21 protein-coding genes and 1 pseudogene are annotated in these 19037 nt (G+C 67.6%); 14 read left to right on the top strand and 8 right to left on the bottom strand.

The window, feature by feature from the left end; genetic code table 11:
* The first annotated feature begins 230 nt into the window (after positions 1 to 230).
* On the top strand, positions 231 to 404 hold the full coding sequence (locus tag AA23TX_RS37230; protein WP_155547694.1) for a hypothetical protein: 174 nt from the start codon (positions 231 to 233) through the stop codon (positions 402 to 404).
* 72 nt (positions 405 to 476) lie between these two features.
* Here the strand turns inward: AA23TX_RS37230 and AA23TX_RS37225 are convergent, their stop codons facing one another.
* Both AA23TX_RS37225 and AA23TX_RS37220 read right to left on the bottom strand, forming a co-directional pair.
* Complete coding sequence (locus AA23TX_RS37225) at positions 477 to 860, bottom strand: P-loop NTPase family protein (RefSeq protein ID WP_230863003.1); 384 nt, start codon at positions 858 to 860, stop codon at positions 477 to 479.
* Between the two features lie 33 nt (positions 861 to 893).
* Complete coding sequence (locus tag AA23TX_RS37220; RefSeq protein WP_155547692.1) at positions 894 to 1184, bottom strand: hypothetical protein; 291 nt, start codon at positions 1182 to 1184, stop codon at positions 894 to 896.
* 386 nt (positions 1185 to 1570) lie between these two features.
* Here AA23TX_RS37220 and AA23TX_RS37215 point away from each other — a divergent pair.
* A pseudogene (locus tag AA23TX_RS37215) lies at positions 1571 to 2131 on the top strand (helix-hairpin-helix domain-containing protein); the annotation flags it as partial.
* A gap of 20 nt (positions 2132 to 2151) precedes the next feature.
* Entirely contained in the window at positions 2152 to 2421 is a 270-nt protein-coding gene (locus tag AA23TX_RS37210; protein WP_155547691.1) for a hypothetical protein, read from the top strand.
* Positions 2422 to 2604: 183 nt separating this feature from the next.
* Here the strand turns inward: AA23TX_RS37210 and AA23TX_RS37205 are convergent, their stop codons facing one another.
* Positions 2605 to 3006, bottom strand: a complete 402-nt coding sequence (locus AA23TX_RS37205; protein WP_155547690.1) for a histone-like nucleoid-structuring protein Lsr2 — start codon at positions 3004 to 3006, stop codon at positions 2605 to 2607.
* Positions 3007 to 3378: 372 nt separating this feature from the next.
* Between AA23TX_RS37205 and AA23TX_RS37200 the strand changes: the two genes are divergently transcribed.
* The gene (locus tag AA23TX_RS37200) at positions 3379 to 3912 is read left to right on the top strand and encodes a hypothetical protein (RefSeq protein WP_155547689.1); all 534 of its coding nucleotides are present in this window, start codon (positions 3379 to 3381) and stop codon (positions 3910 to 3912) included.
* Between the two features lie 88 nt (positions 3913 to 4000).
* On the opposite strand, the gene AA23TX_RS37195 is transcribed toward AA23TX_RS37200, so the two are convergent.
* Complete coding sequence (locus AA23TX_RS37195; protein ID WP_196425756.1) at positions 4001 to 4555, bottom strand: alpha/beta hydrolase; 555 nt, start codon at positions 4553 to 4555, stop codon at positions 4001 to 4003.
* Between the two features lie 467 nt (positions 4556 to 5022).
* Between AA23TX_RS37195 and AA23TX_RS37190 the strand changes: the two genes are divergently transcribed.
* A complete protein-coding gene (locus tag AA23TX_RS37190) occupies positions 5023 to 5877 on the top strand; it encodes a hypothetical protein (protein ID WP_155547687.1) in 855 nt (284 codons plus the stop codon).
* 264 nt (positions 5878 to 6141) lie between these two features.
* On the opposite strand, the gene AA23TX_RS37185 is transcribed toward AA23TX_RS37190, so the two are convergent.
* Both AA23TX_RS37185 and AA23TX_RS37180 read right to left on the bottom strand, forming a co-directional pair.
* On the bottom strand, positions 6142 to 8529 hold the full coding sequence (locus AA23TX_RS37185) for a LuxR C-terminal-related transcriptional regulator (protein ID WP_155547686.1): 2388 nt from the start codon (positions 8527 to 8529) through the stop codon (positions 6142 to 6144).
* Positions 8530 to 9297: 768 nt separating this feature from the next.
* Entirely contained in the window at positions 9298 to 9558 is a 261-nt protein-coding gene (locus AA23TX_RS37180) for a helix-turn-helix domain-containing protein (RefSeq protein ID WP_155547685.1), read from the bottom strand.
* A 382-nt stretch (positions 9559 to 9940) separates the two neighbouring features.
* Between AA23TX_RS37180 and AA23TX_RS37175 the strand changes: the two genes are divergently transcribed.
* The 6 genes from AA23TX_RS37175 to AA23TX_RS37150 all read left to right on the top strand — a co-directional run bounded on the left by AA23TX_RS37175 (position 9941) and on the right by AA23TX_RS37150 (position 14640).
* A complete protein-coding gene (locus AA23TX_RS37175) occupies positions 9941 to 10789 on the top strand; it encodes an alpha/beta hydrolase (RefSeq protein ID WP_196425755.1) in 849 nt (282 codons plus the stop codon).
* Between the two features lie 829 nt (positions 10790 to 11618).
* Positions 11619 to 12182 carry a hypothetical protein gene (locus tag AA23TX_RS37170; protein ID WP_155547683.1) on the top strand — a complete coding sequence of 188 codons (564 nt, stop codon included), beginning with the start codon at positions 11619 to 11621 and terminating at the stop codon, positions 12180 to 12182.
* Complete coding sequence (locus AA23TX_RS37165; protein ID WP_155547682.1) at positions 12179 to 12937, top strand: YczE/YyaS/YitT family protein; 759 nt, start codon at positions 12179 to 12181, stop codon at positions 12935 to 12937. The genes AA23TX_RS37170 and AA23TX_RS37165 overlap by 4 nt, the downstream gene beginning before the upstream one ends.
* Positions 12938 to 12976: 39 nt before the next feature.
* Positions 12977 to 13483, top strand: a complete 507-nt coding sequence (locus tag AA23TX_RS37160) for a cupin domain-containing protein (protein WP_155547681.1) — start codon at positions 12977 to 12979, stop codon at positions 13481 to 13483.
* Between the two features lie 92 nt (positions 13484 to 13575).
* On the top strand, positions 13576 to 13782 hold the full coding sequence (locus AA23TX_RS37155; protein WP_155547680.1) for a hypothetical protein: 207 nt from the start codon (positions 13576 to 13578) through the stop codon (positions 13780 to 13782).
* A 423-nt stretch (positions 13783 to 14205) separates the two neighbouring features.
* Positions 14206 to 14640, top strand: coding sequence for an SH3 domain-containing protein (locus AA23TX_RS37150; protein ID WP_196425754.1), 435 nt, complete (start codon positions 14206 to 14208; stop codon positions 14638 to 14640).
* A 445-nt stretch (positions 14641 to 15085) separates the two neighbouring features.
* Here AA23TX_RS37150 and AA23TX_RS37145 read toward each other — a convergent pair whose 3' ends face one another.
* Positions 15086 to 15253: a hypothetical protein gene (locus tag AA23TX_RS37145; RefSeq protein ID WP_155547678.1), complete on the bottom strand. Its 168-nt coding sequence runs from the start codon at positions 15251 to 15253 to the stop codon at positions 15086 to 15088.
* Between the two features lie 474 nt (positions 15254 to 15727).
* Between AA23TX_RS37145 and AA23TX_RS37140 the strand changes: the two genes are divergently transcribed.
* On the top strand, positions 15728 to 16279 hold the full coding sequence (locus AA23TX_RS37140; RefSeq protein ID WP_230863002.1) for a hypothetical protein: 552 nt from the start codon (positions 15728 to 15730) through the stop codon (positions 16277 to 16279).
* A 373-nt stretch (positions 16280 to 16652) separates the two neighbouring features.
* Here AA23TX_RS37140 and AA23TX_RS37135 read toward each other — a convergent pair whose 3' ends face one another.
* Entirely contained in the window at positions 16653 to 17303 is a 651-nt protein-coding gene (locus AA23TX_RS37135) for a prepilin peptidase (protein ID WP_155547676.1), read from the bottom strand.
* Positions 17304 to 17369: 66 nt separating this feature from the next.
* Here AA23TX_RS37135 and AA23TX_RS49800 point away from each other — a divergent pair, with 66 nt between their 5' ends.
* Positions 17370 to 17960, top strand: coding sequence for a hypothetical protein (locus AA23TX_RS49800; protein ID WP_196425753.1), 591 nt, complete (start codon positions 17370 to 17372; stop codon positions 17958 to 17960).
* Positions 17954 to 18973 carry a hypothetical protein gene (locus AA23TX_RS37125; protein WP_155547675.1) on the top strand — a complete coding sequence of 340 codons (1020 nt, stop codon included), beginning with the start codon at positions 17954 to 17956 and terminating at the stop codon, positions 18971 to 18973. Before AA23TX_RS49800 ends, AA23TX_RS37125 begins: the two co-directional genes overlap by 7 nt.
* Positions 18974 to 19037: the final 64 nt, after the last annotated feature.

Below are 19037 nucleotides of genomic sequence, written 5' to 3'. Positions count from 1 at the left end.
GGCAGCTCGGTGAAAAGCAGCCGGCCGGGAGGGCCCGACATCGAGAGGAACGTGGTGACCCTACGACGAGAAAAGAGCCGGTTGCCAGGGCTGGACGCTGACCCGTACCTGTCGCGCGTCCGGCGGCCCCCCGGCCTGGACGAGCGGTCCGGCGAACGGCGGCAGCTGCCCACCCTCGCTGGTCAGCAAGCGACTAGCCCGGCCGAAGCCTTAGCCGTTGCGAGGCCGAGATGACCGGTGAGGGGCCGCAGAGCCTCCCGGGCGGTGCTGGCGATGACGAGACGGCGGCGCCGACGGACCCTGATGTCCGCTGGGGGCGCCGGGCTCGGCGGACGGTGGCGATCTCGCAGATCGTCATCGCGATCGCCCAGGTGGTCGACGTGGTGGTGAAGATCTTCAGCTAACCCGTGGAGGTGGCATGAACGCGTCGGTTCGTCCCCAAGTCCAGGGACGAACCGACGCCCTGCCTCCCATATTCAGGTGAGGTCGGCCGACAGGCCCCGCTTCAGGACGTAGCGCACGGTGTTCTCCATCGACAACGATGCTGAGATGATCAGTTCGTCGGCGACGCCCAGGCGGTCATCGGGCACGTACCAGCCGCGCATGTCCTCCGGCGTGAACTCGACGGCCTGGGGACGGCCGGTGTGGCGTCGCACGGTCTCCGCGAAGGGCACGTCGAGGTAGAAGAAGGTGCTGCAGCCGCGGTGGTCGGCGGCGAGCTGGCGCAGCATCGGCCCGTAGCGGGCCGTGCTGAGGATGCCTTCGAGGATGACATGGTAGCCGGCGTCCAGGCTGAATCGGCAGATCGTCGCGATGAGCGCGATGTTCAGCCCGCCGGGGACGTCGTGCTCGCGCAGCACGACCCGGCGCAGTGATTCCTCCCCTGCCGCGATTCACGCCAAGAGGTAACCGAGGATCAAGAAGCCGATCCCCACGGTCGCTCCGCCGGCCGAGCCACCGGTCACCAGGGCTTTCGTCCAGGACGCGTGCGTGAGCCGCAGCACGCATCCGGTTCCCAGGGCCACGATGAAAGCCGTCAGCAGCAGCACGAGGACCAGCAGGAACTTGATGCCGGTCGGGTACGCCAACAGCTCTACCGCGCTCGATTGGGTGACCTCCGCCAGCACACCGGGCAGCTGGCGGAGCTTGTCGTTGATCATGAAAAGCAGCGCGAGGATGGGCATAACCGGTCCTTCCAGTAGTCCCGCGCCGACAACGAGGGACTGGATCACCAGGAGTTCGTCATGCCGATACGGCGCCCTCGCTGACGGCGCATGACCAACCCTGGTATGTCAACAAAGTTGACGAGGACGGGTTAGCTCAAGGACGTCCGACACAGAGTGACGTGAGCGAGACGATTCCTGCTCGCTCACTGGACTGCGAAATGCGCTCGGGCGCAGGGAACCCCACGAAGAACCCGAGGAAGCAGTACTTGAAAACCTGTAGCCATTTGAAGAAGGCGCTGCGACCTGGCTGCAGGCAGAGGGTCCACGAGTCACGCCTGAAGCGCCTCTTCGTTGCCTTCGACGGTCGACCCACGGTGGACATGATACCGACTTTAGTCCGGTGAAGGGTCATGCAGATGGCCCGCGACGTCGCGAGCTTCACCGCGGCCGAGGCCGACCAGTTGCGCCGCGCGATGGGCGCGAAACGCTCGGACGCGAAGATGAAGGCCTTGATGGGCCGGTTCTTCGCCGGGTGCGCGGCCAACGGCATCGACCGCGAGCTGGCGACGCGGATCTTCGAGCAGATCCACGCCTTCAGCGGGTACGGCTTCCCCGAAGCCCACTCGATGTCCTTCGCGCTGCTGGTCTACGCCTCGGCGTGGTTCAAGCGCTACTACCCGGCGGCGTTCTGCGCCGGGCTGCTGCGCGCGCAGCCGATGGGCTTCTACTCCCCGCTGTCCCTCGTGGCTGACGCACGGTGGCACGGCGTGGTCACCCGCGAGCCGGACATCAACGCCAGCCTCGTGCACGCGGCGTTGGAACCGGGTCCGGCGGCGACGGGCGGGGTGGCGCTGCGGCTCGGGCTGGCCGCGGTCCGGCAGGTCGGGGCTGATGTCGCCGAGACGATCGTCGCCGAGCGCGAGGCCTCCGGCCCCTACGGGAGCATCGGCGACCTGACCGAGCGGGATTCGACATCGAATCCATCATGGATCCGCAGTATCTGAGTAGGCAGGGACGTCGACGCGGCGCAGGAGTTCAGGAGTTCGGGCCCGCCGCGGTCTTGGCCGAGATCCGCACCATGCTTGCCGAGATGGCCGCGGAAGAGTTGAGTGACGCTGAGGCCGCTCATGCCCGGCGGTATCTCGCGGATGAGCCACAGCCGCGGACGTTTATTTCCGAGCGTCGACCGGACCGCGCGAAGATGCCGACGGCCTTGATGCAGGTGTTCGGCGAGAAGGATGTCCCAAGCATCTAGGCGCCGCAGGGGTGCTGCAAGTCTGTGCGACCGGCATCACCCCAGTAGAGCCATCCGATTGCAGCGCAGGTCTTCACCCACCCCCGACCAATTCGTTTGGCAGGGCACTACGGCAAACGGATTGGCTCATCGGTGTTCCGGTGCGGGGCGTGCAACTGTCGTTCGCGCGCCCCGCACCGGGTTCTACCTCTTGGACGCGGCTACCTTCTTGCGCGGACGTCGCGTTCGCGTGGGCGCCGGGACAGGAGGAGCGGTCGTGGCCTGCTCGTAGGCTTCGATGATTTCCGTCGAGAGCCTGCCTCGATCTGACACGTTGTGGCCGTTCTCCTTGGCCCAAGTGCGGATCGCTGTCGACCGCTCGCGGTCTGCGGCTGCGCTGGGTGGTGCAGTGGCCTTCGTGCGCTTGCGTCCGCCGGTGCGCCGTGCCGCCTCGACGTAGCGAGCGAGTTCCTCGCGTAGCGCTGTTGCGTTGTCGTCGGACAGATCGATTTCGTACTCAACACCGTCCAGCGCAAACTTGACGGCCTGTGTCGCCGGAGTGCCGTCGATGTCGTCGAGTAGTTCGACTTTAACTTTCTGAGCCACAATGCCTCTTCGATGTGGTTGAACGTGGTCTGTGACAATGTCGAATATAGCGTACGCGGAATGAAAGTTGTACATGAACGGCGAACAAATGCGTGGGCGCTGCCATGGGTGGGCATGACCGGTCGAGAAATTTCGGTACGTCTCACGTTTTCTGCTTGAAAATGGCGCGAGACAGATTTACGGTCCGTGTGTTGGACCCGTAGCGCCTAGGGCGCGGATTGCGGCGCTACGCCTGGGCGCGGTCTCACTTGGAGGGTTCGTCAACGCCAGGCGCCCCGGGTTGGGCCGCCGTCCCATGGATGTGATCTGGCTGATTCAAACGTCACTTAGCGCGGCAGTGCCACTAGGCGGCCGTGCGAAGGGGGTAATCGAATGAGGTTTCGCACGCTATGGACTGCATTGGCCGACGGCGAACCCGGCATCATCCTCGGCACGTCATTGCTGGTGGCGGCGCTCATTGGGGTCGGATTGCTGATCGGCCGCCAAGTAGTGTCGTCACGCAATGTGACTGCCGACCCCGATCACCCGACGGTGTGGCAGTTGATGCGACAGCAGCCGCGCAACCACGATGAATGGTTGCGCCAACGCGTCGAGGCGTACCGAGCAGAATGCCACTCGAAGACTGACGGGTGCACACCCGATCGTACCGCCGAGCAAGCGATCGACGATCAGTTCATCGCGCTGGTGAACGCGGACGATTGGCCGACGGTCGCCGACCACGCCGCTGCTGTCGCGCAGTCAGGCGAGATGGCTCCGCATCCGCGGCATCCCATTGCAATACCCGGCACATGCCGACCGGCTGGTGGCAGGGTTGCCGGTCGCCTGTCGACGCAGTTGCAGCCTCGCGCACGTCTTCAGCGTCATTATTGCGCGGAGTACTGGCTGCAGGGGCAGATTCCGGCGTGACAGAAAGTTGCAGCTGGAACTCGGGGGCCGCCCTGGGGTGCTGCAGGTCGGCGCGTCGCGCCAAGTGAAAGCTGGCTCAACTCACGAGTTATTCCAACGTCGGTGTATCGACGTCCCAGCTCGGCCCGCGCCGAGTGCTGGCGACGTCGAGCGAATCGGTACCTGTTTGTCGAGTTATCGACAAAGAAGGCTGTCTGGACTGCTCACCTAGACGAAGCGTGGGCGCTGTCCTCGCTCCGGAGTTTGTTTCGAACTTCCCTGAAACAGAACGAGGCGGTGGCACACTGTGTCCGGCGAAGCGGAGGGGCGGCGGCGCGCAGAGTTGGAATCGAGACACGAAGCCTTGAGCATCCGGTCGCTCATCTCGCGGCAGCGCCGGTCTGTTCGGGCCGAGGGTCTCGATCACGGCGGGCAGCTCGTGGCGGGCGACATCGAGGATGCTGCGACTGAGGAACTCCGCGGCCGGGAGCCGCTCGGAGCGGCCGTGGTGCAGCCAGTCGAACACGACGACGTCCCAGCCGTCCTCGGCGAGGAAACGGGCGTAGCGCTCCCACACCCAGCCGGCCTCGTTGCCACCGTGGACCAGAACCACCGGAGCCCGCCGGACGTCGGAACCGCCCACGGCGTAGCGGGTGATCGCCACCCCCTGGTGGGCGTGGTGGGCCTGGGTCACAGGCGGAGGACTGTCGTTGCCGAGCCGCCGACGTCGACCAGGCCACCCGTACCGACCAGCTCCGCCAGGAACGGGCCGGTGGCCGGCACCTCACCGTCCGCGTCGACTGCTCGGCCTGCCCGAGCGCCTGACGGCTACCTGTGGGTCGATATCGCCGGCCACGAGGCCGTTACCGACACCGCCGGGCGCAGAATCACCATCTGGCTCCCCGGGGTGGCCCGATGAAGTCGCCCTTCCCCGCACCGACCGCTTTCCGTACCGGCTGTATCGGCATCTCTCCGATCTCGAAGCCTGGACCAGCGACTACAGCTCGTGATTGCGAGGCCGAAGAGCCAGGCACTACGCTGACGCGGCTGCCGGATCGGGGCCGCGCTATTCACGTCTTCCCCCGTAGGCTCGCCGGGAAAGTGCGTCACCCCACTCCGGAAGAGGAACTCGTGACCGACCTCGGTTTTGATTTTACGGCCGACAGCCTCCTGAGGGATGTGGACGATCTCTTCCATCCGCAGCGCACGGTGAACAGCGTGAACGAGCTGTGCGCGCTCTTCACGTTCTGCCTAACCAAGCTCGGCGAGGACACCACCCGGCTGTCGACCGAGTTGGGATCTGCGGGCCGAATCGAGCAGGCCCGTCTGATCCACGCGCTCACCGACACCTACGCCGCGCTGGGCGTGCATCTGTCCGCCCTCGGCACCGTGCTGATTGACGACATCGATCTCACCACGACGTTCGTCGAGGCGTTCGAACCTGCCCGCCTGGCCGGCGAGCAGCTCACGTCCCTCGCCGGGAAGCTCGATCCCGGGTGGTGTCTCCTGCCGCTGACCGACGACCAGCGACTTCACGCACCCTGCCGACCCGGTCAGTTCGCCGAGAAAACACGTTATCCCTTCACTCCTGAGGAGAAACGTGCGTACACCATCAGCTTTCTTTTTACGGCCAGCAGACTCCTGGGGGATGTGGAAGACATCCACCATCCGCAGCGCACGGTGAACAGCGTGAACGAGCTGTGCGCACTCTTGACGTACTGCCTCACCAAGCTCGGCGAGGACACCACCAAGGTGTCGACCGAGCTGGGATCTGCGGGCCGGATCGAGCAGGCCCGTCTGGTCCACGCGCTCACCGACACCTATACCGCGCTGGGCGTGCATCTGTCCGCCCTCGGCACCGTGCTCATTGACGACATCGATCTCACCACGACGTTCGTCGACGCGTTCGAAACCGCCTGCCTGGCCGGCGAGCAGCTCACGTCCCTCGCCGAGAAGCTCGACCCGGCCGGTCTCTCCCGCATCTGAACGACCAACGAGGACCCCAGTGGCCGATGGAGCCGGGCTCCTTCGCGCCGAAGGCGCTGAACGATCTGGTGGTCATGGCGGGCCTTCGCGAGGGGCGTCGGGTGGGCGGCGGTGAGTGCGTCGATCGGGTCGGTCTCGGGTGTTGGTTCCCGTCGGGTCATTGCCCCCGGCGGCCGGGGGCACGGCACTGCGGCCGAGTACAACTCGGCGACCGCCCCGCGATGGACCAGGTGCCCGGCGACCACCTGACGCACGGCGGCGGGCCTAGGACGTGGGGCGGACCAGCCGATGTCGCAGAACGTAGGCGGTAATCTCGGATCGGTTGCGGGTGTGCAGCTTGGTGTTGATGTGCCGGATGTGTTGTTCGATAGTGCGCTCGGACAGGACCAGCTTCGCGGCGATCTCGCCGTTTGTCTTGCCCTCGGCCACCAGATCGGCGACCTCTCGTTCCCGATCCGAAAGCACACTATGCAACGGGCCCGCTTGCGAGAGATTTTTCGTGCTCAAGTTCAGGGTCACCAGGTCGATGGGCTCGTCGGATAGAGCCAGTTTGAACGACTTCGCGGACTTCATCGCGTGGCCCGCCGCGACCAGATCCTCGAAGAGGCCGTCGCCCAGCTTTTTGCGTGCGATCGAGACGATCTGCTGCTGGACGCGCAGGAAGGTCCGCATCCCGGCCACATTGGCTTGGGTGGTCGCCTGCTCTCGGTCCGCGCCGCCGAGCAGTACCGCACCGCGTTCTATGTTGCCGTCCTTGAGCGCGCACAGGGCCAGCAGCCAGAGCGCCCAGATCCGGCCCCACCTGTCGCCGATCTCGAGCAGGATGGTGAGCGCTTCCTGCGCTAGGCGGGTCGCCGCGGCAGCGTCATCGCCGTGCATCAGCTCGGCCACGGCGAGGCCCCACAGCCCCCAGGCGATGCACAACGGTGACTGGGCGGCCTGGGCTGTGGCCAGGACGCGCCGATTCACGGTGAACGCGGTGTCCTTGTCGAGGTCGAACGCTGCGACGATCCCTTGAAACGACGCCGGCATGAACGCTTCACCGGGATTGCCCTCGCGTTGCAGTGCGGTCTCCGCTCGTGCCAGCAGGTCGATGGCGCTGCGTGCGTGCGTGGCGTCTGGTGCGGTGAGCCCGAGCAGGGTGCCGCGGGCGTAGAGCACGGACCCGGAAGTTTCCCAGCAATCCAGCTGCGTGGCCGCCTTCTCGATCTGGTTCAGCAGGGAGTCGGCGAGCGCCCGCTGACCTTTCATCACCGCCACCCAGAGCGTGATCGATAGCGCGGCGATCTGGCTCTGACTCGGTTCGGGGGGATGCTGGGCCAGGCCGGCCTCCAGCATCTGGAGGATCTCCTGAAGACGGCCATCGAAGACCAGCGCCCGCGTGGCTGCGGTGTTGAGCGCCAGGATTAGCCCCAGCGGCGCGGTATCCGGACGGTCCAGCAGACTTTGCTGGGCTGAGCGGATGTTCGGCCGGTCGAGGGCGACAGATCGCATCACGATCGGTTCGCGCGGGCCGAACCAGCTCCGGCGGGCTCGGGCGCTGGCTTCGAGGAAGTGATTGGCGTGAGCCTGGTCGAGCCGGGCGACGTCGACCTTGTCGGCCTGCAGGCGCTGCTGCGCGAACTCGCGCAGCACTTCCACCATCTTGCACCGTTTGCGGCCGTCGAGATTTGCCGCCACCAGCAGTGATCGCCTGATCAGGCGGGGGATCGCGCGTTCGATGTCGGCGGTGTCGATGTCGAACCGGGCCACCACTGCGACGGCGGCATCGAGGTCGAATCCCCCGCGGAAAACGGACAGCAGGGCGAAAACCTGTCGCTCGGTGGCGTTCAGCAGTTCGTAGGACCGGCTGATGCTGTCTGCCATGGTGCGGTGGTGTCGTTGCTCGGAGGTGCCGTCCACGAGTACAGGCAGAAGATTCTCGGCCTTGGCGCGGTCGACCAGCTTGTGCAGCGTCAGCACATCCAGCTGACCTGCAGCCAGTTCGACAGCCAACGGGATGCCGTCGGTCGCCTCGCACAGCCGCCGGACCAGAGGGTATTCCTCCGGCGCGATCGGCTCGCCGAGCGCTGCGGCTCGGTCGACGAAGATTTCCAGGGCGTCGTCGACTCCCAGCGGCGGGACGGTCACTTCCCACTCGCCGACACTGCCGAGACGCACCTGGGAGGTCGTCACCACGTACAGCTGCCGAGCCGAGTGCAACAGGAGGTTGAGCAGCCGCGGCAGCGGGCCATCACCGGCCAGCTGCTCGCAGTTGTCCAGTAGTAGCAGGGCCCGTTTGTGCTCAAAGTGCGTGATCAACCGGGCCAGGGCTGATTCGGGCTCGTGGTCGGCTCCCAGTACCCGATGTGCGATCGTCGATGCGACCGCCTCCGCCGAGGGGGGCACGTGAGCGAGCCGGACCATGGTGATGCCATCCGGATACGCTTTGGCGTCGTGCAGGTCGCCGGCCAGGTGTTCCAGTAGTCGGGACTTGCCTACGCCACCGATTCCGCGCAGCGTGACCAGGCGCTTTCCCTCGTGCAGGAGGAGATTCCGCGCTGCCTGGATCTCTGCCTCGCGCCCGACGAACGAGGTCATGTCGGCGGGTACCACGCCGTCGTAACCCAGCAGGTCGAATTCGTCGCCTCCGCCTGCCGCCTGCCCGTTCATACCAGGTCTCCCCGTCGATCTCCGCCGCTGGCGTGCGAGACCTTCTGCCCCGGTACCGCCATTCCGCGCGCGTCGTGCGCGTCAGCGCAGCGAAGACTGATACGCCCCGTTACACGCCTCGCTGCCGCCGGCGCCGCTTGCTGCGTTCACCCACGAATTCGGTCATGCTTTCACTGATCGCGTGTCGACTAATTCGACCGCTGACCAGCGTTGACAGGTAGTCGGCAACCGTGCCTGACCCTAACTGACAACGTCAGCGTGAGAACATGGTGAATTTCTCCCAGATCGTCGGCCGTGATCAAATTAGCTCGAATGGACTAGTTGAACGTTACCTAGAGTGGCCGCGGTGACGAAGTGTTGTTACCTCGGCGAACGAGCGTTGCCCAGGGCTTGGAGACTCAAGATGGCGGGCGGATCTTGCCGACCAGCGATTTCGGTGGTCGGCCGCGTAGGGGCTCGGTGCAGAGAACACGGACAACCCCGAGCAGTAGCCGACGCCAACGCCCGAGAGTCTCGCCGCCAAGTCGCACGGGGCGGATCTGGAGCAGCTGCTGCGCGCGTGGTTTGAGCAACATGGCGGCCGCGCGGCCGCCTGACGTCTGCAGGTTGCTCCGGGTCGGGAGCAGGGCCGCCCATCGCCGAGGTCGAGCTGTGGTTCGACGAGCACACGCCGCAGGTCAGGGCCTGCATCGCGCACGAGATGTGCTTTCCTCCGCGCCGGACATCTGACGGCACGTGACCATCTGGCTGGCAGCTCGGGCGGTGCTGCTACTCGTCGGGGTCCTTGCCCGGCGGCGGGGCCGGCAGCGCGGTGGTGAGCGAGCCGAGATCGACCTCCAGGGCGTGCGCCAGGCGTCCAGCAATCAGCAGGCTGGGGTTGACCTCGCCGCGCTCGACCTGCCCGATGTAGCTCCAATGCACCCGGGAGCGGCGTCCGAGCCGTTCCAGGCTCCATTTCGGCGTTTTTGCCAGGCGGGCAGCGCGTAACCGCTCACCGAAGGCGCGGGCGAAGTCAGAAGGTTGGGGCACGGCGAATGACTATCGACATTAGGTCTTTCAACACCAGAAGTGATAGACCTAATGTCAATCAACACTATGTCTATAGTCATCATTATGATCAGCACGACGCCTCCGAAACCCACCCGGCTACCGTGGCTACCTGCTGGCTCGCTGCCGCCCGGCTCCGCCACGAAGCGGCGCTGCCCGGAGGACGCCGGGCCTGCGAGTCCGCTCACGTCGTCCACCTGATCCCCTGCCGCCCGCGGCCACCCTCGCCGAGCCAGCGATAGTGGCTGCGCTATGCGGACTGCAGGTCGGGCTCGGGATGGCTGAGGTCGCCGAACGGCTCACGGAAGTGCCGTGCTCCGCCTGCCTGCTGCGCGATCATCGCCAAGTCAAGAAGGAGCCGTACATGCCCGTCGGCAACGACAGCCCTCCGCCTGTGACCCAGGCCCACCACGTCCACCAGGGGGTGGCGATCACCCGCTACGCCGTGGGCGGTTCCGACGTCCGGCGGGCTCCGGTGGTTCTGGTCCACGGTGGCAACGAGGCCGGCTGGGTGTGGGAGCGCTACGCCCGTTTCCTCGCCGAGGACGGCTGGGACGTCGTCGTGTTCGACTGGCTGCACCACGGCCGCTCCGAGCGGCTCCCGGCCGCGGAGTTCCTCAGTCGCAGCATCCTCGATGTCGCCCGCCACGAGCTGCCCGCCGGAATCGAGACCCTCGGCCCGAACAGACCGGCACCGATCCTGGTCGGGCACTCGATGGGCGCGCTCGCCGTGCTCGCCTTCGCCGCGGCCGCGCCGGTGCGGGCGGTGGCACTGCTTGCACCCACATGCCCGGCCCACGTTCACGCCGAGCCGCTGGTCGTTCCGGTGGATTCCGGCGTGCCGTTCCCGCCGCCGCCCCTGGACATGGCCCGGGAGATGTTCTTCACCGGCCTGGGCGAGGCCGAAGCCGCGCAGTGCTACGCCCGGCTGGAGCCGGAGTCACCGCGGGCGGTCCTGGAGGCAACCCGCGGGATGCTTCGTCCCGACCTGGACGCGGTGACCGTCCCAGGGCTGGTCTTGGCCGCTGAGCTGGACCGGCTCACCTCGCCGGTAGTCGCGCGGCGGCTGGCGGCGCTGCTGAGCGCCGAGTACGCGGTCGTTCCTGCGGTCGGGCACTGCGGCCTTCTGCTGGCCGAGGATGGCTGGCGCGTCGGGGCGCAGCTCCTGCGGACATTCGTCCGCGCCCATGGAGAAACGCCCACAGCCACATAATCGGCGAGCACGCCCGCCGCACTATGCGTGGAACCACGCATTCCGCCCGACCTTAGTACGCCCTTTGTCGGCGGCCGGTACGCACCCGACCTGCTTCGCTCACCTGCGTGCCGGTTTTGTCAATCCGTGAAAACGCGAGTTGTACTACCGTTTACGCAGGCGAGATTAATCGTCGATGCGGTGTGCGGTTTGACGGAGGGTCGCTGGTCAGTGGCTGATACCGTCAGGCAACGTTTTGAACTGAAATGACTACTGAGTGTTTCTGATTTGTGAAACTCTGTGTGGTTGCATGCGTGGAACCACTTGCCTTCCTGTCGTAGTGGTACGCATTTTCCGAAAATGCGTACCACTTGAGCGTTGACGGACAGAAATCCTGACCTAGTGTTTCGGGTGTCGACGGGAACGCTGAATGCCCGCCTCCTTCGCAGGGCAGGCGGACCCACCTCAACCCGGCAGGGAAATCTGGGACGAGTGAGGGAAACCCGCGACAGGGGAGCACGAAGGGGTGAATATGAGCAGGCGAGACAGCGTAGGACTCCCGGTCCATCCTGGCGCACTCGACCGGCTCGGCGTCATCGCAAGGGGGCGCAACACTCACGTGCGGGGGATCCCTCCTACTGGCCGCCAGCGGCCAGTAGGGATCCAGTCGGAGGAGCGCACGCTCTGGGCAGGGGCGCGCGCTATTCGGCGAACGGCCGGGATTCGGGATGTCGGCGGTAGAAGAGGCAGTCGCCCGGTCGAACCCGTTCACGCCGCTGAAGGGGATCGGCCGGATTGGCTCCACATGCCGGAGCCGCACGGTGGTGCGGCGGAGAAGAGGTACACCATCATGATCCACTTCGACGTGCGCGCGGACCTGGGCCTGGACCTGCAGCACCGGGCCGCCATCCTGACCCGGATTGTGCGCGGCAGCCCGTCCTTCACCGGCGCGCTGCGCTGGTGGCTGGGATTCGACCTGGTCCGGAACTCGAGCGAGCCCGATGCCGAGCACGAACTCGGCGAGCGCGACGCGTTGTTGCTGGACGCGCCGCCCGGGACGCCCGCGCTGATCTGCAAGGGTTACCTCGTCTCCCCGTTCCGCAGCGTCCAGCTACGCCTGGCCAAGGTGACCGCGCTGGTCCACATCTCCGTCCCCGGGCTGGATTTGCAGCAGAAGGCCGCGCCGCACGACGCGACCGTTCCGCTGGGGAAGTTGCTGCTCGACGCCAACCGCCACGCCCACTACGCCTACCGTCTCGACGGCCCTCCCATCGACGACCAACCGGGGCTGCGTTCGCGCGCGACGCTGCTGCGCGCCGGCCGCCCGGTCGCGCTTCTCACTCGCTGCGACCGGACCCCCGCCGATCTGCCCGGCTACGTCCAGGCGCCGATCCGGATAGGGCTGGCCTCGTGACCGGTCTGCGGCGGCGGTTTCCCTGGGTCCGGCTAGGCCGCCTCGGCCTCGGCACCGTTGCGATGGGCGTCGGGATCGCGTTGCTGGTCGCCAGCCGGCTGGGCGTGACCCCGATGGACGGTCTGCACCTGGCGATCGCGCACGCCTGCGGCTGGGACCTCGGCCGCGGCATCCTGCTCACCCAGGCGTTCCTGCTCCTCACGTTCATCCCGCTGCGCATTCGGCCCGGGGTCGCCACGATCGTCGGCTTCATCGTGCCTGCCTTCACCGCTGACGCCGTTCTCGCACTGCTGCCGACCCTGGCCAACCTCGCCGAGCAGCTGGCCGCGCTGGCCGTCGGCGGAGTCCTGTTCTGCGCCGGGGTCGCGATCTACCTGCTCAGCCGGCTCGGCCAGCTGCCACGCGACGGCTTAATGCTCGCCCTCGGCGGTGACCGGAACGTGGCCGGCCGTAACAGTCGACGCCTGGCGCTGTCGCGGATCGGCATCGACAGCGTCTTCGTCGGGCTTGCCACCCTGATTCTTGGCCCCTCGAACGCGGTCCACGCTGGCATCCTGAGCGTCGGCACCCTCGCGCTCGCCGTGCTCTGCGGTCCCATGATCGCTCGCGGCCTCATCGTAATCGCCCGTGTTCCCGGTTTCTCGCCCCAACCCGTGCGGACTTCGCCACGTCATGGAACCGATCGTCGCCGGCCCGTGGACCGCGCCAAACACCGGCGGCGACCGGGTCCACCCCAAACCGCTCCAGTCATCTAGCCAGACCGGAAAACACCCGCACACGCATAGGAGACGAACATGACTCAAGTCAAGCCGCACAACGACATCCGGATCACTACCGGGAAACTCGGCGAGCCCGTCATGGGACCACAGCGTCAGCAGCTCACCGTCGCGGTGCACTCCGGCCTGGCCCCGATCCGGTCCCTGTCGTCCGGGTTTGTGCGCATGCCCGGCGGCCACCACGCACTACCGCACATCCACGCCGACTCCGAGATTCAGGTCTACGTCGTCCGCGGCAGGATCGCCTCCCTGGTCGGCCCCGAGATGACGCCGACCGTGCACGGCCCCGGATCCCTGATCTACATCGCGCCGGGAGTGGAGCACGTGGGCGTGAACCTCGATCCGCACGAGCCCGCCGACTTGGTGGAGTTCCGCACCGATCCGGCGTTCAACGAGGACGTAGTCCCCATTGCCGGCCTCGACGCGCTCGCCGACACCCGCGTCACCCAGCTGCGCCGCCACTACCTGCTCGGCCGCTGCGACGAGCAGCTCGCCCTCCCATCCGTGCACGCCGTGACCCGCTGAGACCCACGGCCACCCACAGGCGCCCGCACCGTCTCGTGCGGGCAGCGGAAAACCCACCGCGGCCATCGCCGCATCAACCGAAAGGAACCGTCATGCAGAACAACCAGATCGTCCGGGCCATCCTCGCCGGAACATTCATCGTCGCCGGGATCGTCGCCGGAGCGGGCGCCGCCTCCGCCGCGACAACGCACCAGTCCGCTGCCGTCTCGGTTGGCCCCGACACCCGCGAAGGGTCGATCACCGACGCATTCGCCGCCGGGGCGCCGGCAGTGGCTCCCGACGGCACCCGAATCTGGTAGTAGAGCCCAGCTGTCCCGCTGGAACCTCGGGGCACAGCTCTCCCGCAGGTCGCGGCCAGGGCGCATCGAACATCTAGCGAATTCTGTCGCGCAATCCGCACTTCTGTTGGCGATAAATGATGCCCATAATCGGGTTTGCGATAAGGCGGGAAATTCGACCAGTTGCCCTTGGCTTTAATCGTTTCTCTGGGCAGCGTGGACGACATCAGCACTCACAGGCGCTGATCGTGGGGATCATCCAGCTAGTCCTGGGCTCGCGAAGGCCGTCAGGTTGGGGAATCTGGCAGTACGGCGTTCGCCCCGAAATGGAATTCAGGCGCATTTGTCTCGCGCATCCACATCGTGGCCGGTCCGGGTGATGGCTCCCTGCGACTTTCATTCCAAGAGAGTTCACAAGGAGATTCAATGTCATTGACTCGAATAGTGAGAACCGGGCTGATCGCCGTTGCCGCGGTCGCGAGCCTGGTCGGCGGGACAGGGCCCGCGTCGGCGTCCTACAGTTCGGCTGTCGCTTCCGGACCGGGCGGCACCCGCATCGCCGCGCTGCCGGGTACTCGCGAAGGAGCGGCGCCGCACGCCACCGCCGCGGTGAACGCCGCCCGAGCGGCCGCGGCAGCCGCACTGCCGGCGAGTTACATCGCTGGCGACGGAGTGCGCATTCGGACAGGCCCCGGTACGAACTACCGCATTGTCGGCCTCGGCTACTACGGCCAGCGATTCGTGCCCTACTGCTTCCGCACGAATCCCACCATGGCCGGCGTGTGGGTCTGGGGGCAGGTCAACTCCGGGCCGATCGGCTATGTGCACTCGTCCTACCTGCACATCGGCAACTGGAACATCGTCGGTCTCTGCGGCTGACCCGCGACCGCGTCGATGGGCTCGCGCCGCGCTCGTAGTGCGAGCCCATCGACGCCTGCCGGCCAGCGCTGGTGCCGAGTCCGCTGCGGTCCATGGTCCACCGCCTACGGCAGGTCACCTCGGGGCTCGTGAGCCGGCGGCCACCTCTCCCCACGTCGATGGTGGCCGCCTCCCGGGAGGCGGCCGGCGAATCCACCCTCCACCGCCGGCCGTCTCCCACCCCCTTCGCTCAACGAAAGTGCAGCCATGACCGAATCACGCGGCCACGCCACCTCACCGCAGTCGCTGACGCGACCCACTAGATCCGTGCTCACCGCGGCGGCGGCGTCGCGCGAGCTAGTGCTCGTTCTGCGCCCCAGGCCGCGGACTGCGGGCGTCGCCGGGAGGCACCTGCAGGCCGTGAGCGCAGGGGCTCGTCTGCGCGGCGTCGTTGCCGCGGGTGGCTTCAGTCACCGGCGAGGACCATCACGAGTGCCCTGCCGAACAGGCATGGCCCGAACGGCACCGTGGAGTGGCCCCGTTCGTCGCCACCGGGCGCCGCCTCCGCCGCAACGACCGCCCAGTCCGTCTCGGCCGCCGCGCTCAGTCCGGACACCCGCGATGGCTCGATCACCGCCGCATCCCCCCAGGGGCGCGGCGGTAGCGGCGCCCGACGGCACCCGGATCTGGTGATAGCGGCCGGAGCCAATTGCTGCCGCGAGCCGAATCTCTCTCGCCGGTCGCCGCCGGAACATTTACGCCGGCAAGGTACGTCACGCAATCCGCGTGTCGGATGGCAATAAATGTTGCCCTTAATCGGATGGCTTGACAAAACTAAATATCCGTCCTGGGTCCCTTGACTTCGGTTGTTTTCTTGGGCAGCGTGGACGGCATCAGCAAACACGGGCGCTGATCGTGGGGTCACCACAGCAACACCGAGCCTCTGCATGTGTCGACAGGTTGGGGAACCTGGCAGCTCGATGCACGTGATCGACGATGTATTGCCATTCTTATCCGCGGAGAGCAAAAATCAGTTCTCCGTGAACCGTCGGCTCGGGTGGGACTCCTCGAATTTCGGACAAGAAATTCCATCAGAGGAGCACAAATGATGTTGTCTCAACGAGTCCGTCTCGGGATCCTCGGCGCCGTCGCGGCGGCGACGGTGGTCGGGAGCGCCGGTCTGGCCGAGGCGGCCACCGCCCACGCGCCGGCGACGTCGCCCGCCTCGCCCAGCGCGAACCGTGACGTCGGGGTCCCGAGCGAGATCGATTCCTCGGCGCCGGCGATCGCACCGGACGGCACCCGGATCTGGGGGCTGACGGCCCTCCCGTTCGGCGGGCACCCCACCCGTGCCAAGGGCATGACACAGGACGGGCGGGCGCTGACGACGCAGAGCTCGATCGAGGTCGACATCCTCGCCTCGGGCGCCCGGCTCCGCAGTTCGGTGCCCAGCGGTTCCGTGATCGCTCTGGCCTACCCCGGCCAGACCGCCTGGGGAGGTTGCCAGATCCCCGGTCGCGACGGCTGGGTGTGGGGCTGGCTGACCGTTCAGACCTCGGCCGGCTGGCGATCCGGCTGGATGCGCCACGACCTGTGGTCGATCACCCAGCACACCTACCCGGGCGGCGGTTCGGATCCGAGCAGCCTGCCCTGGTGCTGAACCCGCAAAGGTCGATGACCCACCGGCAATGGTGACATCACCTCTGGGCTCGTGAGCCCGGCGGCCGCCTCTCCCCACGTCGATGGTGGCCGCCTTCCCCGGGAGGCGGCCGGCGAAATTCACCCACCACCGCCGGCCGTTTCCCCTCACCCCTTCCCACGAAAGCGCAGTCATGAACCAGCCTCGCAGCCACCCCGGTATCGCGCAGCACCCGCGGACGCCGCACACCGGATCCGGCCTCGCCGCACCTGACGCGTCGCGGCAGCCGACGTCGGCCCAACGCCCCGTGCTGCGCGTCGCTCGGGTGAGGGCGCGGCACTTGCAGGTCGTGCGCCCGCGGACGGAGTCGCGAGGCCCCGTCGTTGCGGTCGGCTCAGCCGCCGGTCAGGATCATGACCAGTGCGCCGCCGAACAGGCATGGCCCGAACGGCACCGTGGAACTAGCCCGCGTGGCGCCGCGGTGGGCGCCGGGGACGACGAGCAACAGCAACGCCAGTCCGGACGCCACCACCAGCGCACCTGCCACCTGCGGCCAGCCAGTCCAGCCGGTCACGGCTCCGACGACGGCCGCGACGACGATGTCCCCGGCCCCGACACCGCCCCGGGTCAGCACGGCCAGCACCAGGACCAGACCGCCGGCGGCCAGCAGAGCGCCGACAGCACGCACCCCGGGTCCCAGGTCGCGATGAGCCAGGCACACGACCCCGAAACCGGCGACCACGCCCGCCAGCTGAGGCACGGCCAGCCGCCGCGGGAGGCGGTGCTCGCACCAGTCGACGACGGCCAACGGCAGGCCGAGCACCGCCGCGAACCCGTACACCGCGAACTCGCCGTGATCACCGACCCGCCACGCCAACAGCGCCAGCAGCACCGCAGTGATCACCGCACCCAGCCACCACGAACCAGCGATCTCACGCGTGTCCCGCAACAGCCGACGAGTGGCGCCGCTCGCGGCAGCGCCGAGCCCGAGCCCGAGGACGGCAGCTCCGATGACCCACCACAGGCCGAACGCCGACAGCTGCATGACCCCTCCTGCTCGCGCCTGATCACTCTGCCCGCCATCTTGCCTGGTCGCACCGTCGTCCCGCTCGTGCGCAACCGGAGGGGGAGCGCACCGACGCGCGACCGCCGGCGCCTCATCGCCGTCACCGTTGCGGTACTCGGGTTCGCTGTGAGCGCCTGCAGCTCGGGCAGCGCCGACGCTCCGACATCGTCGGCAAACACCCCGACGGCCGGGGCTGCGACAGTCACCACCGCGTCGCCTGCCGGCACGGCCAAGCAGAAGGCGGTCGATGCCTACCTGGGTATGTGGCGCGACGTCGCCGCCGTCGCGACGACGTCGGACTGGCGGTCGCCGCGACTGGCCGAGCACGCCACCGGCGACGCGCTCTCGGTGCTGTCGCGTCAGCTCTACGCCGATCACTACAACGGCCTGATCAGCAAAGGCGCCCCGAGTAATTCCCCGGTCGCCCAGTCCGTCGACTCACCGTACGAGCCGAAAACGGTCGTGATCCGCGACTGCTCGGACGCGACCACCTGGTTGAAGTTCCGGGCGGAAACCGGACAGCCTGCCGACGACGAACCCGGCGGCAAACACCGGATCGATGCCGAAGTCAAGCTGGGCGCCGACGGTGCGTGGCGGGTGGCCCGGTTCGCCGTGGAAGGAACCGGATCATGCTGACCGCCGCCCGCAGGTTGGGCATCGTCGCCGCGTCGGCGTCGGCGGTGATGCTGATGAGCGTCGCGCCCGCGGTCGCGGGGGATTGGTACGGCGACGTCGACTGTGGACAGAGCTCCTACCCCGGCTGCGAGCTCGGCGCGGGCCAACGCACTCATGACGCGCCGGCACCCCGGCCCGATCCTCACCCCGGCGCGCCGGCGCCGAGAGGCGGGCAGCGCGACACGCTTTCGCCGCCGGGCGACCGGATTGTCGGGGGCGAGGACACCCGGGCGGCGTGCTCGTATGTCCGAAGCGACTACCAGCCACCGGCGGACGGAATCCAGACTGCGAGCCAACGCCTCCGCCGATCGAGGGTCGACGGCATCCAGTTGGTGGGCCTGTCTCAGGTCCGCTCGTCAGGCGTTCGGCTGGTACAGGAGCCTGGTCGGGGCGGGGCGTGGTACGTCTACCGCTGCTCCGGGCCGGGCTCGCGCGATGCGCTGTTCAGGGCGCCGGTGTGGATCGCCGACGGACAAGCCGCCGGCGCGGCCCCGCTGCCCTCGCCGCAGCAGCTGGCCGAGCAGGCCCGCTCGCAGCTGCGACTGCCCAGCCCGGTGATCGCGTCCAGCCCGGCCGGCACGCAGCTGGTCCGGCTACCGACGTGGCTGTGGCTGGACCGGGCGATGTGGCAGCCACACTCGGCGACGGCAGCAGTGCCCGCGGTGTCGGTCACCGCGACCGCCACCCCGACCTCGGTGTCCTGGTCCACCGGCGACGGAACCACCGTGACCTGCGCCGGTCCTGGAACCCCGTTCCCCGCAGGCGGTGCCGCGCAGGCCGCATCGCCCGATTGCGGACACACCTACCAGAGGTCCTCGGCAGGCATCCCCGGCGAGCGGTTCCCGATCACCGCGACGGTGTCGTGGCGCATCACCTGGGCCGGCGCAGGCGCTACAGGCGCCTTCCCGGACCTGACCACCACCGCCGCCGCCTCGCTGCGGGTCGCCGAAGCACAGGCGCTCGGCACCGGATAGATCCAGCCCGCTGTCCTCGCACCACATTCGTTTCCTGACCCCGATTTCGCGTACATCGCCGATG

Source organism: Amycolatopsis camponoti (assembly GCF_902497555.1).
Lineage (GTDB): Bacteria > Actinomycetota > Actinomycetes > Mycobacteriales > Pseudonocardiaceae > Amycolatopsis > Amycolatopsis camponoti.
This window is presented reverse-complemented; position numbering and strand designations above follow the sequence as displayed.